At 50.9% G+C, this 12,659-nt stretch carries 14 protein-coding genes and 1 pseudogene; 10 read left to right on the plus strand and 5 right to left on the minus strand.

Features of this window, described 5'->3' with window-relative positions:
- Positions 1 to 312 precede the first annotated feature (312 nt).
- From ADICEAN_RS17315 to ADICEAN_RS17345, 7 genes are all read left to right on the plus strand, one after another.
- A complete protein-coding gene (locus ADICEAN_RS17315; RefSeq protein ID WP_009196946.1) occupies positions 313 to 915 on the plus strand; it encodes a YczE/YyaS/YitT family protein in 603 nt (200 codons plus the stop codon).
- 180 nt (positions 916 to 1,095) lie between these two features.
- Positions 1,096 to 1,512, plus strand: a complete 417-nt coding sequence (gene parS / locus ADICEAN_RS17320) for a type II RES/Xre toxin-antitoxin system antitoxin (protein WP_009196947.1) — start codon at positions 1,096 to 1,098, stop codon at positions 1,510 to 1,512.
- 1 nt (position 1,513) lies between these two features.
- Positions 1,514 to 2,035 carry an RES family NAD+ phosphorylase gene (locus tag ADICEAN_RS17325; RefSeq protein WP_009196948.1) on the plus strand — a complete coding sequence of 174 codons (522 nt, stop codon included), beginning with the start codon at positions 1,514 to 1,516 and terminating at the stop codon, positions 2,033 to 2,035.
- A gap of 182 nt (positions 2,036 to 2,217) precedes the next feature.
- Entirely contained in the window at positions 2,218 to 3,516 is a 1,299-nt protein-coding gene (locus ADICEAN_RS17330) for a site-2 protease family protein (protein WP_009196949.1), read from the plus strand.
- 226 nt (positions 3,517 to 3,742) lie between these two features.
- Positions 3,743 to 4,216 (plus strand): hypothetical protein, encoded by a 474-nt coding sequence (locus ADICEAN_RS17335; protein WP_040397914.1) that lies wholly within the window; start codon positions 3,743 to 3,745, stop codon positions 4,214 to 4,216.
- A gap of 156 nt (positions 4,217 to 4,372) precedes the next feature.
- Positions 4,373 to 5,296 (plus strand): ankyrin repeat domain-containing protein, encoded by a 924-nt coding sequence (locus ADICEAN_RS17340; RefSeq protein ID WP_009196950.1) that lies wholly within the window; start codon positions 4,373 to 4,375, stop codon positions 5,294 to 5,296.
- Positions 5,297 to 5,319: 23 nt separating this feature from the next.
- Complete coding sequence (locus tag ADICEAN_RS17345; RefSeq protein ID WP_009196951.1) at positions 5,320 to 5,667, plus strand: ankyrin repeat domain-containing protein; 348 nt, start codon at positions 5,320 to 5,322, stop codon at positions 5,665 to 5,667.
- Between the two features lie 107 nt (positions 5,668 to 5,774).
- Here ADICEAN_RS17345 and ADICEAN_RS17350 read toward each other — a convergent pair.
- From ADICEAN_RS17350 to ADICEAN_RS23395, 5 genes and pseudogenes are all read right to left on the minus strand, one after another.
- Positions 5,775 to 6,272 (minus strand): annotated as a pseudogene (locus ADICEAN_RS17350) (IS630 family transposase); the annotation flags it as partial.
- 20 nt (positions 6,273 to 6,292) lie between these two features.
- Entirely contained in the window at positions 6,293 to 6,781 is a 489-nt protein-coding gene (locus tag ADICEAN_RS22045) for a helix-turn-helix domain-containing protein (protein ID WP_009196953.1), read from the minus strand.
- 47 nt (positions 6,782 to 6,828) lie between these two features.
- Complete coding sequence (locus ADICEAN_RS17360; protein WP_009196954.1) at positions 6,829 to 8,580, minus strand: WYL domain-containing protein; 1,752 nt, start codon at positions 8,578 to 8,580, stop codon at positions 6,829 to 6,831.
- Positions 8,581 to 8,859: 279 nt separating this feature from the next.
- On the minus strand, positions 8,860 to 9,048 hold the full coding sequence (locus ADICEAN_RS23970; protein ID WP_394330770.1) for a transposase: 189 nt from the start codon (positions 9,046 to 9,048) through the stop codon (positions 8,860 to 8,862).
- Positions 8,984 to 9,211, minus strand: coding sequence for a transposase (locus tag ADICEAN_RS23395; RefSeq protein ID WP_009196956.1), 228 nt, complete (start codon positions 9,209 to 9,211; stop codon positions 8,984 to 8,986). Before ADICEAN_RS23395 ends, ADICEAN_RS23970 begins: the two co-directional genes overlap by 65 nt.
- Positions 9,212 to 9,322: 111 nt before the next feature.
- On the opposite strand from ADICEAN_RS23395, the gene ADICEAN_RS17370 reads away from it, so the two are divergent.
- From ADICEAN_RS17370 to ADICEAN_RS17380, 3 genes are all read left to right on the plus strand, one after another.
- Positions 9,323 to 10,105 (plus strand): nucleotidyltransferase domain-containing protein, encoded by a 783-nt coding sequence (locus tag ADICEAN_RS17370; protein WP_009196957.1) that lies wholly within the window; start codon positions 9,323 to 9,325, stop codon positions 10,103 to 10,105.
- Positions 10,102 to 11,166 carry a nucleotidyltransferase domain-containing protein gene (locus tag ADICEAN_RS17375; RefSeq protein ID WP_009196958.1) on the plus strand — a complete coding sequence of 355 codons (1,065 nt, stop codon included), beginning with the start codon at positions 10,102 to 10,104 and terminating at the stop codon, positions 11,164 to 11,166. The genes ADICEAN_RS17370 and ADICEAN_RS17375 overlap by 4 nt, the downstream gene beginning before the upstream one ends.
- Before the next feature lie 62 nt (positions 11,167 to 11,228).
- Positions 11,229 to 12,605: an RtcB family protein gene (locus ADICEAN_RS17380; RefSeq protein WP_009196959.1), complete on the plus strand. Its 1,377-nt coding sequence runs from the start codon at positions 11,229 to 11,231 to the stop codon at positions 12,603 to 12,605.
- Positions 12,606 to 12,659: the final 54 nt, after the last annotated feature.

Genomic DNA, 12,659 nt, shown 5'->3' on the forward strand with positions numbered 1-12,659 from the left:
CCTCCTCTGCATCATGCACCTTGCAGCAAAGCCCTTCAGCAGAAATGTTGAAGGGCTTTTTGTTTTCTAGCATCCTTCGCCGATGGGACCAAGCAAAAAAACTCTGCAAAGCACACAGCTGACAGCATACTCAGGAACTGGTTCTAGCATCTTTGTTAGAGAAGGAAATAAGTAGTTACGTACTACCTTCTGGTGGCGGAGTGACCACTTATGAGTAAGCTTGCCTCTGCATAAATCAACTCTGGATGTCAAAAAAATTATTTCAAAAATGATACGCCGCGTAACTGGATAATCCGCTATGGATTTTTCCTGATGGGTATCATCTGTTTTGGTTTAGGAATAGCCATTTCCATTAAGGTGAAGCACCTGGGGCTGCATCCATGGGATGTGCTAAATGTAGCTTTCTCCCACCATTTCGGGCTTAGCATCGGCACCTGGAGCGTCCTTATTGGCATTGCCCTTATTCTAATTTCCTTGGTGATCGGGAGTAGATATATTAGCATTGGCACCTTTCTTAATGCCTTGCTTATTGGGCCTATACTTGATTTTTTCCTATGGCTTGATATACTACCAAAAGCTAGCCACAGCTGGGTAGATTACCTCTGGTTGCTGGTGGGGATCGTGATTGTGGGCATTGGCGGTGGCTTATATGTGGCTGGTGGTATAGGGGCTGGTCCCCGCGATGGGTTTATGCTTACTATTTCTGAGCGCACTGGCTTATCGGTTAGTAAGGCGCGCATCCTGGTAGAATGTGTGGTGCTGGCGATCGGTTTCTTATTAGGGGGACCAGTTTTTATTGTTACTTTTTTATACACCTTTATTTTAAGCCCGATTTTTCAGCTATCCCTGAAGGTATTTGTACACCTACGAAAGGTGCTTAGTGAACCAATACCAAGGGAGGCAACAGCAGGATGATCATCAACTTTTAACAAACTGAACAAGGGCAACATTCACCCCTGAAAAACGAACAAGGGCGTAAAAACCATTTTTTCGCCTTCGCTTGATGTTTAGCAAAACTAAACTGGAAATATTATATGAAATTTCCGTTTCACATAATGAATTTTCCGTATTATTGAATAGGTAAACAATTCAAGCATGTCAGCACAGGCTCAAAATACAGAAGGACTGGTAGTCGTGAAGGATAACCTCCAGCTCATTCACCTGCGGGATGAGGGCATCGGGGTGCAGTATTTCCGAAATCTGCAGGACCACACGAGCATGTCCAAAGCAGAGCTGGCGCATTTTGTAGGTGTAGATCCCACTACTGTGGACAATTACCGGAAGCAGAACAAAAAGTTTACCGGCGATTCGGCTGAAAAGTTGCTGAAGCTTCACAGACTCTTTGCGCTGGGAGAAGAACTGTTTGGCTCTACCGATGAGTTTACCGACTGGCTGCACATGCCCTCTCCCGGCCTGGAAGGCCAGAAGCCTGTTGCCCTGTTACACTCCATCACCGGCATTGGTGAGATCGAAAAGCAGTTGAATCGCATCATTCACGGCTACGTGGCCTAACATGCTGCTCTACCGCATCATTTTTGCTAAATACGCCGAAGCAAAATTTGCCCCCGGTGAATCGGGCCGCTGGAATTTAGATGGTGAGCGGGTGCTCTACACCAGCACCTCTCCTGCCCTGGCCATGTCCGAAACCATGGCACATCGGCTGGGGCAGGGCTTCCTTTCTGCCGGCTACAGCCTCATCACCTTTGAGGTTTCGGATAAACTCCCACTCGAAGAAATACACCGTTCCCAGTTGCCTGACGACTGGCGCCTGTACTCCAGCTACACCACCAGCCAGCCCCTGGGCTCCGACTGGTTCAGGCGAAAAGAAACCCTCCTGCTGCGGGTACCCTCCGCCGTAGTGCCGGGTGATTACAATGTAGTGGTCAACGCTACGCATCCGGAGTACGACCAGCTCCGGGAAGTGGGCCGCGAAGCCTTTCCGTTCGATCAGCGTTTTATCCAGGCAGATCAGGAATTAAAGGAAAGCCGCAGCCAGGGGGTTAAAGAAGTGAAATGGGGCAGCAGAAAGAAGTGAGATTGGCCGATGCTTTTCATTGACCGTTGGTTCATGGCGTTACATTTGATTAAATTTAACGCCAGCGGTTCTTCCTCAGCCACAGCAGCCCGAAGCCCATACCTAATCAGCCTTTTTCTTACGTCTTAGCAGCAACTACTTAAATTTTAACCATTTTTAACACTAGATAATTTAAGTGTATAATGGAGGTTCTGCTACTAATACTTGGGCTGGTATTTTTAAATGTGGTCTACTATGGAGGAAAGCTTTTCTTAGCCTTGCGCTGGGGCCTTCATCACCGGCATTATTTTATAGGGATGGGGTCAAAACTCTTTACCATCAGCGTTGGGGACACCTCCTACTCCTTTGGCTTCTACATCCCCCTTTTCGGTCTGTCGCGCATATATGCCTATGAATCCGGGCAAAAGACCCGTTCGCACTCTCCCTGGGAGTTCTCCAGTCACCCCCTTTGGAAACGCTTTGCCGTCTCCATCAGCGGCCCTTTATCGCTGGCCCTGGCTGGTATTCTTATCTTCATCGTGCTGGCCTACCAAGAAAAGGACGCTTATGTATCTCAGGAAGAAGTAAACAAATGGGGCATATCCCCTTCCCCGCTAGCAGCAGAAGCAGGCTTCCGGCAGGGAGACAGGGTCGTGCTGATCGACGGAAAGGAGTACGAACGCTACGATGCGCTGCTTCATCCAAAAAAGGAGGCCCGCTACACCATTTTGCGCGCTGGCAGCCAGCAGGAGATTTACCTGAGTGAGGAGATGATCAGCCGATCGAAATATGGGGAAGTCAGCTACCCCTTTATGTCGGTGAGGGCTCCGTTCAGGATCGAGTATGTAGTACCTGCCTCCATTGCGGACTCTATAGGCCTGACTACCGGGGATCAGATCATGGCCGTTAACGATTCACTCGTAACGAGTTTTGAGGATTTCAAAGCGGCCTTAAACGGGGATATTGATGGGGTCATCGATCTTACGGTACGCAGAGAAGGGGTATCGCAGGTAATTCTCCTTTCGCAGGTACTGCTGGACGAAGAGCGGAAACTGGGCTTTTCTGTTGCCCCTATGCTTGTATATACCTCCAGAGAACATAGCCTGCCTGAGGCTACTGCAAAAGGGTTTGCCACTTCTTACCGCATACTGGCTTCAAATCTTAGAGGGTTCGGGCAGCTATTTGCCGGAGAAATAAGCACCTCACCTTCCAATAGGGAGCTAAAAGGTCCTATCGGTATTTCCGAAATCTATGGGGGTGAGTACCAATGGAAACGGTTCTGGACCATCACCGCTATACTGGCCATTTGGGCTGCCTTTATGAGTATACTACCCCTACCTTCCACCCCCTTCTGGGATCTGGTACCTCTGGGCTATGAGGCTACCACCAAACGGGTATTCCCTCTTCCACGCTATCAGAAAATGACAAAGCTGGGATATTATATTGTCATTGGCCTGATGGTGTGGATACTGATTGGCGATCTGATCATGCTTTTCCTTTAACAGCGCCAGCTCGCATGATGACCATATGTGTGTACCCGTAACGCTGCCCGACCATGGACCTTGTAACGATAAACCCTGATTTTCTAATCATGCCCTTCACCTACGACCAATCCTGGGACAACTTAGAAGCCACACTACAGGCTAAGCTTCCCATCCGGGAAGCTTAGCCTGGAACCGGATCATTGATTTTCATGAGCAGCAAAGCCCCAAACCCTACTGGGCTGCCATGCGCCAGCTCCCCCTGGAGCAGGAACAGGCCGACCTAAAGGCGTGGATGGAGCAAATGGCTGAAGCAGAACCCCTGCCGGAGGAGATAGTAGCCCTATGGATCGGACTCTTCAAAACCTGGGACCAGGAAGAGGCAACAGAACGCTATGTACTCTACCTGACGGGCTCCGACCGCTTCGATGCCGAGGATATCTACTGGGCCACAGCGCCTGCTTATATCCCCGACAACCGCTATGGAGTTCCCGATGTGCTGAATGAACTGCTTGCCCTCTACCAGGACGATGAAGAGGATGGAAGCTTTCTGGACTGGATCCTACCTCTTGCCTATTGTACCTTGCAGTTCGATGCCATCAGCAGAAGCGGTTTAAAAAAGGCGCTCTTCCTGGCGCACAGGGAAAGCCTGCAGCTGGCCACCGGCCATGATAGCGGCGATTATATGGTACTTACCCCTATTGTAGAAATACCCGTGTAAATATTGGTTTGTAGATAGTTTTATGATCCTGATCTTGTGAAAAGTTAATTTGCTGATTGTTAGGTGCTTTTCAGAAACACCCTAGCTTCTTTTCATACGCTACCTGTTCTCCCATTCATATAATCCACTCATCGCCCTGTAATTTAAGCTTCTTTTATGAGCTACCTGCTGAAAATTACCCTTTCGTGCTGCTTCATCGCCCTGGCCTCCTTTGAGACAACTGCACAAGTAAGAAATACTATCCCAACCAGTCCGCGTGCTACCCAAGCCTTGGAGAGCTATTTAAATCAGCCTGATGAGTTTGGGGAATTTTCCTTTGTTGAATTAGCAAAATTCATAGAACAGGGGGCAGATGTGAATGTAGCGAACCAAAATGGACTTACTGCGCTCCATTATGCTGCCCTGGGAGGTGTCGAAATTAGTGATGAGCTGGTAAAGCGGCTATTGGAGAAAGGAGCGAGCATACATGCAAAGACAAACCAGGGCCTAACACCCTTGCATTATGCAGCCAGAAGCAAGACACGCCAGGCAGCCTTTTTTCTGATCCAGTACGGAGCTGACATTCATGCAAAAAGCAATGAGGGCCATACGCCCTTACACATGGCAGCTTCCTCTAATTCTGCGGAAGTAGCAGATTACCTGCTTAAACTGGGTGCAGATATTCAGGCGGTGGACGATTCGCTAAATACACCCCTTCATTTGGCAGCCTCGGATCGGTACCTCTCCGTCTTACCGCTTCTTTTAGAAAACAAAGCTTCTGTTCAGGCTGCCAACAGCACCGGGCATACCCCCCTGCATCTGGCAGCCACGCATAGCAACTCAGGGGCCATTCGCCTGCTCCTGGACCAAGGGGCAGACATTAATGCAAGCACCAGGCGGGGCGAAACCGCGCTGCACCTGACAGTTACAGAATTTGGTAGTGAGGAAAGCTGCCGGTTGCTTTTATCCAGAGGCGCAAATGTTAACCTAAAAGATAGCAGTGGCCTAACCGCACTTCACCGGGCTGCCTTCTATCAGAAGCCCGAAATAGTTCAGCAACTCCTGCAGCATCATGCAGATGTCAATGCCAAGGCAGTCTAGCCGCTACCCCCCTGCATTACAGCATGCTGGACGAAAATAACCTGGAAGAGGCTGTTCTGGAATTGAGTACGGGCTTGGAAGGCAGCTATAATGACTTCGATTCTGGTTGGGGGTATTTTAACAGTTCCAGAGAAAAATCAACCGAAGTGCCTGATCTTCTTCTTAAGTATGGAGCCAAGGTCAATGCAGCTACCCTTAAGGGGGAGACCCCTCTGCACTGGGCAGTTGCCAAGGATTCGGCCAAGTTGGTGAAATTGCTGCTGGATAAGGGCGCAGATCCAACGATCAAAAACGCAGCAGGGGAAACGCCTGCTTCCTATACCGATGATGAGGAGATAATTCAGTTACTGGACCCTTTTGTCCAGAGGTAATGGAGAACAACGAACAGCGACCCATATGCTACCAGACAGAATCACACAAGGCAGGCTGCCTGCACGATCATGAGCTCTAAACAAGTTGATCCCCAACTTATACTAAACTAACTAATAGTTTCGGTTTTCATCCAGGGGTATAGGGTAAGCTGCCTGAGTTTCTGTCGGTTTTGGAAGTAAGGCTTTAAGGCCTGTTGCAATAGATCTTCCACCTCACTGATGCTGTCAAAGACTTGATTGCTCAAGGTTTTTCTTAGTTCCTGGAAAAGTCTTTCCACAGGATTAAGCTCTGATGAATAAGCAGGCAACAGCATGAGACTGACATTTTCCGCTAACCTGAGTTTGCTTCTGTGACAGGGAGCTCCATCGAGAATGAGCAAGCTTTCATCCTGTGTGTTTTTTGAGAAATCATCCATAAAACACTGGAAGGTGTTCTGCTGCATGTCGGGCATAAGCCAGGCCTGCAGCAGTCCTTCTTTAGGATTGACAGCTGCATATAGATAGCCCCATTGATAGCCAATCTTAAAGTCTCCCCTTGGGCGTATACCCCTGGGCGTCCATCTGCTTTTCAGATTGGTTCTTAGTCCAAAGCGCATTTCATCTTCAAACCAAAGCTGGTGCTGCTTTAGCTCAGAGAAGTTTTTTTAAAACGCTCTACGGCCTGGGGATCCTTGTTCACATGGCTGGGTCTGGGGGTCTTCTTTTTGATTTTGAGCCTTCTGACCAGCTTCCACATTCCTACTTCTGTATAGCTTATGCCAAAGTTTTCTCCTACCCAGGCGCTTATCTCTGCTATGGTAGAGAACTGCCCTTTGCTAGCTTCTTGCATCAAAATTTGCTGTTGCTCTTCGCTTAGCCTGGGCTTTCTGTTTGGCTCTACCCGTAAAAAGGCAGCTAGTCCCTGCTGGCGATACAGCCGCCACCAGTTCTGAAGGCTCCTTTCTGTTACCCCCACTAAAGGGGCTGCCTCAGGTAAACTAATTGCCCGTCCAGTTTTCAGTAACCTAAGCATCTGAACACGCTGAAACACCAGCACATTTACAGCAGATTTCTGAATACTTCGTAGCGCTTCATCACTCTCCGTAATTAATCCCTGATAATCAACCCTACGCATGCTTACCTCCTTTCTCTATTCAGATTTACGGCAACCGAATCTATAAGTTAATTTGGTATGAAAACTTCCTCCCGCTCCAGCCACGCCAACCCTCCGGGCAGCTCCTGATTGTTAAACTCCAGGTGAATCACCCGGCGGTGCTTGTCATTCTCGGTTTTGGAGGAGGCATGCAGGGTCAGGGGCTTCATCAGGTGCACCCCTCCTTTTTTCACCTTGCAATAACTGCTTTCCGCACTATCCCGCAGCTGGGCAATTTCCTCGTCGCTTAGGATGCTGAAGTGGGTTCTTGGAATAATGCGCAGGGCTCCGTTCTGCTCATCGGTATCGTCCAGATGGATGCGAACGGTAAAGCTACTGTGCAGGTAGTCAACGGGTGGGATCACACTCACCAGCCCGCCTTTGTTCGTCCACCCCTTAAAGCCGGCTGCTTCCTTTTTCTCTGCCACATTGATAGGCACATCCTGATGCCAGGTCACATACCAGTTCGACTGGGGTGGCTTATCGAAGTAAATGGCTTTGGTTAGAAAATAGTCCTTCCCAAAGCCTTCCCGGATCAGGCTACTGAGGTTGGCGTTGAAGAGAAGCGATTTCAGGGCAGGGATCTCCTGGAGCAGGTTACGGATGGCAAAAAGGTTTTCGCTTCTGGCAAAACGCTCCTGATTCTGCGTTGCCCAATGGATCGCAGAAAGGATCTTTCCTATTTCTTTCTGGGTATAGAGATTTTCCAGCACGGCCGAGCCCCGTCGCTGCAGCTTTTTCATGCTGCTATCGAGCTCGCTAAGCTTCAGTTCCTTATCGTAGAGCTCGTAGGCATTTCGTAATTTTTCCTGGATCCGCCGCTTCAGCCGCTCCGGCTTCAGCACCTTCATGCATTCCCCATAGCCCAGGATCTCCCGCTCCAGCTCAAAGTTGTGCTTTACCTTCAGCTGAATGACAATCCCGTTTTTGCCCGTTTCCAGCAGCTTCTGCGAATGGTGCAGGGGCTTGGTGAGCACATAGGGAGCATTGTGGTAATCAACAAACAACTCTACTTCCATGGGCGCATCGCCCACATTTACCGTAACGCCCACGACATCCCTGAAATGGCTGGAAAGGTCGTAGTCCTTATTTTCGAGGTACTCGACTGGGGAGTCCTCAATGCTCATGATCCGGTCCAGCGCCAGGATAAGCAGGTGCTGGCTTTGTTTTTTGATGCCCAGCACAAACCAGCGGTTGCGGTATTCTTTTAGCAGATAGGGATGAAAGGTACAGTCGGAAGCCTCTCTTGCTTTAAAGGACTGATAGGAAATGCTTAGTGCCTTCTTTTTCAGAATGGCCTGGTAGAGCCGGTCAATATGCTCCAGCCCCTTCAGGTTTTCGTTCTTCTCCAGGTCGATGATGGGTGCCTGCTTGGTTTTGGCCGTATGGATTCGGTCCTCCAGCCGCTGCACCATCCCGTTGAGCTCATGAAAATGGGTAAATCCCTTAAACTGACGCAGAATGTCGGCCACTTCAGTGAGCTTCCCCAGGTCCTGCTCCGTCAGGGGGATGTTGGTAATGGAATACTCCGGATCTTCGTAGGCGTAGTATTTCTTCTCCACCACTACAATGGGCGCATTATAGCCCAGCTTATCGCTGCGCATCATCTGCAGGTCCATCTGCACCGTACGGCGGCTCACCCCCTTGTCGATGCCCTCATACTCATAAAGGGCTTCCGAGCAAGCCTCTATCAGGTCCTCCAGCGTCCACTGCCGGTAGCGGTTCCGCAAGCAGTTATCGAGAGTGCGGTAGCGGATAAGGGCATTGCGGTTTACGGGCATGTGATTCCTGGCCCTACAGGCCAGGTTAGGGATATAGCCCCTTCAGGGCTGCTGGTTAAACATAGGAATTGCTCAAAGCCCTGTAAGGGCGTAATCAATAGCCTGGGGCATGGCCCTGGGTTTTCGGTTGGGTTACAGTTGCATAGATCATCTAATTCCCGAACATAAGCCACCCATCAATCCCACAGATAGCGCTCATCATAATCCATTTTATAGTTGGTTAAAATAGACCGGTATTCCTCCTGGAAATCCTTTTTCCGATGATGTGCCTCCTGATTTTTAATGTAAGTCTCCACAATTTCCAGTTGTGCAGAATTCACAGAAAAAGACACCATAGCCACGTTGCCATGAGAAGGCTTCAAAAGCCTCTCCTTTGGTTTTGATCCACTTTGAGGAATGGGATTTAATTTCCTCCACCAATTTCATTAGCGCTATTTTTTTTGGAAAGCAGGCATAATACATGCACATGGTCGTGGTAACCACCAATACAAATGGGGTTACATTCCAATCCTTTGCAAATCCCTCCAATATAATCCCACACCTCCTCCTTCACCGGAGAGAAAAGCAGAGGCTCTCTGTTTTTCGTGCTGAAGACAAGGTGCACGTAAATCTGCGTGAGTGACTGCGGCATTTCTCTAAGCCATCGGGTAGCATTTATTACAACAATAGAAAAATAATTTTAACTACGCAAAAACACTGCGCAGTGCCCGTGTAGGTTTGTGCTATACGTTTAAGCAAACCGATGAAGATTCAGATCCTTTCCGCACTGCAGCAACTCGAAAAGCAGTACAACATCCGCATTCTGCTGGCCAGTGAAACCGGGAGCCGTTCCTGGGGATTTCCCTCCCCCGACAGCGACTACGATGTGCGCTTTATTTACTGCCACCCGCTGGACTGGTACCTGAGCATCGACGAAAAAAAGGATACCATAGAGCAACTAGTGGGCGAGCTGGACCTGGTAGGTTGGGACCTGCGCAAGAGCCTGCGCCTGATGCGCAAATCCAATGCGGCGCTGTTTGAACGCCTGCAGTCTCCCATTGTGTATCGGCAAGAGCCCCAATTTCGGGAGGAGCTACTGGTACTGGCAGGTGAGTATTTTTCCTGCAGGGCCGGGCTGCACCACTACCTGAGCATGGCATTCCGCTACCGGCAGATTTGTGAGGAAAGCAGCGAGGTAAGACTAAAAGACTACTTTTACCTGCTCCGCACCTGCCTGGCCAGCCTCTGGATTGTAGAGAAGCGCAGTGTACCGCCTATGGAATTCAGGGAACTGCTTCCCCTCATCAGGGACAAAGCGCTGCAGGCAACACTGCTGGAGTTGGTAGCCCTAAAGGCAAGGGTAGACGAAAGGTACGTGCACCCCCGGAATCCTCAACTCGATTCTTACGTGAAGGAAATAATGGGCTATTGCGAAGGGCGTGCGGCAGACGTTTCCAAGTATGAAGGCTCCATAGCCCCTTTAAATCAGTTTTTTCAAAAGATTGCTTCAGCAGATGGAGCAGCCAAGACCCCAGAACCGATATGAACCTCCGTATAGAAGACCTCAAAGAAAAGGGCCTGCTCCTGTTTGAAGCCATCAGCGGCAGCAGGGCTTATGGCCTGCACACCCCCACCTCCGATACCGATATCCGCGGGGTGTTCGTGCTGCCCGAGCGGGACTACTATGGCCTGCATTACACGGAGCAGATCAGCAACGAGAGCAACGACATAGTCTACTACGAGCTGAAGCGCTTTGTAGAGCTGCTGGCCAAAAACAATCCCAACATGCTGGAACTGCTGAACATGCCCGCCGATTGTATCCTGTACCAGCATCCGCTCTACAGCTGCTTCCGGCAGGAGGATTTTCTCTCCCGCCAGTGCAAGGATACCTTTGCCGGCTACGCTCTTACCCAGGTGCGAAAAGCGCGGGGGCTGAACAAGAAAATCGTGAACCCTGTAGAACCGGAGCGCAAGTCGGTGCTTGATTTCTGTTATGCGGTGCAGGGACAAGGCGCGGTGCCGGTTGCGGACTTTCTGGAAGAAAAGGGGCTGCCGCAGGAAAGCATCGGACTGGCCAAAGTGCCACACATGCACGAGCTTTTCGGTATGTACTATAGTCTGGGAGAAAACTTCAAAGGCATTGTGCAGAGTGAGCGGGCCAATGACATCTCGCTAAGTTCTATACCGAAAGGATTGGCGCCCGTGGGGCTGATGTCCTTCAATAAGAGCGGCTACTCTACCTACTGCAGAGAATACAAGGAGTATTGGGAATGGGTAGAAAAGCGAAACGTGGCACGTTACCAAACCACCCTCTCCCACGGCAAAAAGTACGACAGCAAAAACATGATGCACACCTTTCGCCTGCTCGACATGGCCGAAGAAATAGCCCGGGAAGGGGAGCTGCAGGTACGCAGGCCCAACCGGGACTATCTGCTCCGGATCAAAGCAGGGGCCTTCGACTATGAAGAACTCCTGCTGCTGGCCGAGGAACGTATTAAGGGAATGGATGCGCTCTATGCCAACTCCGCACTGCCGGAAACAGCAGACTGGGAGAAAATAAATAATACACTGATCGACGTGCGAAAAAATTTTTACAGCGCCCGCTAGTACGCAGAAAGACTGCGCAGCTGGCCAATTTCTTTGTACCAGATCATCACATCAACCAGAACATGGAAAATCAAAAGCTAAACGGCAACGACTTACTGGCAATCGGCTTCGAAGGAAAAGCCATTGGCGCTGCCCTGCAATTATTACAGACGGCCTATAAAGGAAAGACCAAAGAGCATACCCTGGCGCTGCTGAAAAAGGTGCTGGATACACCGGAGCAGTATAGGGAGCATCCGGTGCTGGCGCCCCTGGCAGAGGAGCTGCTGGTTCCGGCGCCAGCCGAACCCCTTGCCCTGAAGCCCGACCAGCAGGCGTATGCTATCTGGGGCGCCGAAGGCATTGAGGTTAGGGCCCTCAACCAGATGGACATTGCCATGCGCCTGCCTGTTACAAGAGCCGGTGCCCTCATGCCCGATGCCCACCAGGGCTACGGTCTTCCTATTGGTGGTGTACTGGCGACCGAAAATGCTGTCATTCCTTATGGTGTGGGCGTAGACATTGGCTGTCGTATGGCCATGACCCTCTACGATATGCCCGCTACCTTCCTGGAACAAAATCGGGAAAGGCTTAAGGGGTTGCTGGTCGATAATACCCGCTTCGGACGGGCTACCTTCCAAAAGCCAAAGGAACATGCGGTGATCGATCGGCCGGAGTTTAGGGACATCCCCATCCTTAAGGGGTTGAAAGACCGTGCCTTTGAGCAGCTGGGCTCTTCCGGCGGGGGTAATCACTTTGTAGAGTGGGGAACGGTGGAGCTGGCCGATGCGCAGAACGAATGGGGGCTGGCGCCCGGCACCTACCTGGCGCTGCTCTCCCACTCCGGCTCCCGCGGTATGGGGGCTGCCATTGCAGGCCACTACACCAAGCTGGCCATGGAAGGATGCATGCTGCCGCAGGAAGCCCGCCACCTGGCTTGGCTGGATTTGGATACGGAAGCCGGACAGGAATACTGGCTGGCCATGAACCTGGCCGGCGACTATGCCTCTGCCTGCCACCAGCAGATCCACGAGCGCCTGGCCGCAGCCATTGGCCAGCAGCCCCTGGCCCGTATCGAAAACCACCACAACTTTGCCTGGAAGGAAAAAGACGCCCAGGGAAGGGAGCTGATCGTGCACCGCAAGGGTGCCACCCCGGCCGGTAAGGGTGTGCTCGGCATCATACCCGGTTCCATGACGGCCCCCGGCTTCATTGTGCGCGGAAAAGGATTGAGCGCCTCCCTTAACTCCGCCTCCCACGGGGCCGGACGCACCATGTCCCGTACCAAGGCTAAAGAGCTGATCTCCCCGGAGGCGGTACAACAACAGCTGCAGCAAGCTGGTGTAGACCTCATCGGCTCAGGCCTCGACGAAGCGCCAGGGGCGTATAAGGACATCCGCAAGGTGATGGCCTTTCAGCAGGAGTTGGTGGAAGTGGTGGCACTTTCTTACCCAAGATTGTAAGGATGTGCGGGGATGAGAAGTTTATGGAGGTGGATTGAAACAACGCATAAAAAA

The organism is Cesiribacter andamanensis AMV16, from assembly GCF_000348925.1.
In the GTDB taxonomy this organism is placed as follows: Bacteria; Bacteroidota; Bacteroidia; order Cytophagales; family Cyclobacteriaceae; genus Cesiribacter; species Cesiribacter andamanensis.

Excerpts from the sequence above, each read along its gene's own strand:
- ADICEAN_RS17325 (WP_009196948.1), top strand. The coding sequence starts at position 1,514 with ATGCTGCTCTACCGCATCATTTTTGCTAAATACGCCGAAGCAAAATTT.
- ADICEAN_RS17330 (WP_009196949.1), top strand. The coding sequence starts at position 2,218 with ATGGAGGTTCTGCTACTAATACTTGGGCTGGTATTTTTAAATGTGGTC.
- ADICEAN_RS23395 (WP_009196956.1), bottom strand. The coding sequence starts at position 9,211 with ATGCCGCAGTCACTCACGCAGATTTACGTGCACCTTGTCTTCAGCACG.
- ADICEAN_RS17335 (WP_040397914.1), top strand. The coding sequence starts at position 3,743 with ATGCGCCAGCTCCCCCTGGAGCAGGAACAGGCCGACCTAAAGGCGTGG.
- ADICEAN_RS17340 (WP_009196950.1), top strand. The coding sequence starts at position 4,373 with ATGAGCTACCTGCTGAAAATTACCCTTTCGTGCTGCTTCATCGCCCTG.
- parS (WP_009196947.1), top strand. The coding sequence starts at position 1,096 with ATGTCAGCACAGGCTCAAAATACAGAAGGACTGGTAGTCGTGAAGGAT.
- ADICEAN_RS17380 (WP_009196959.1), top strand. The coding sequence starts at position 11,229 with ATGGAAAATCAAAAGCTAAACGGCAACGACTTACTGGCAATCGGCTTC.
- ADICEAN_RS17345 (WP_009196951.1), top strand. The coding sequence starts at position 5,320 with ATGCTGGACGAAAATAACCTGGAAGAGGCTGTTCTGGAATTGAGTACG.
- ADICEAN_RS17375 (WP_009196958.1), top strand. The coding sequence starts at position 10,102 with ATGAACCTCCGTATAGAAGACCTCAAAGAAAAGGGCCTGCTCCTGTTT.
- ADICEAN_RS23970 (WP_394330770.1), bottom strand. The coding sequence starts at position 9,048 with ATGTGCATGTATTATGCCTGCTTTCCAAAAAAAATAGCGCTAATGAAA.
- ADICEAN_RS17315 (WP_009196946.1), top strand. The coding sequence starts at position 313 with ATGGGTATCATCTGTTTTGGTTTAGGAATAGCCATTTCCATTAAGGTG.
- ADICEAN_RS17370 (WP_009196957.1), top strand. The coding sequence starts at position 9,323 with ATGAAGATTCAGATCCTTTCCGCACTGCAGCAACTCGAAAAGCAGTAC.
- ADICEAN_RS22045 (WP_009196953.1), bottom strand. The coding sequence starts at position 6,781 with ATGCGTAGGGTTGATTATCAGGGATTAATTACGGAGAGTGATGAAGCG.
- ADICEAN_RS17360 (WP_009196954.1), bottom strand. The coding sequence starts at position 8,580 with ATGCCCGTAAACCGCAATGCCCTTATCCGCTACCGCACTCTCGATAAC.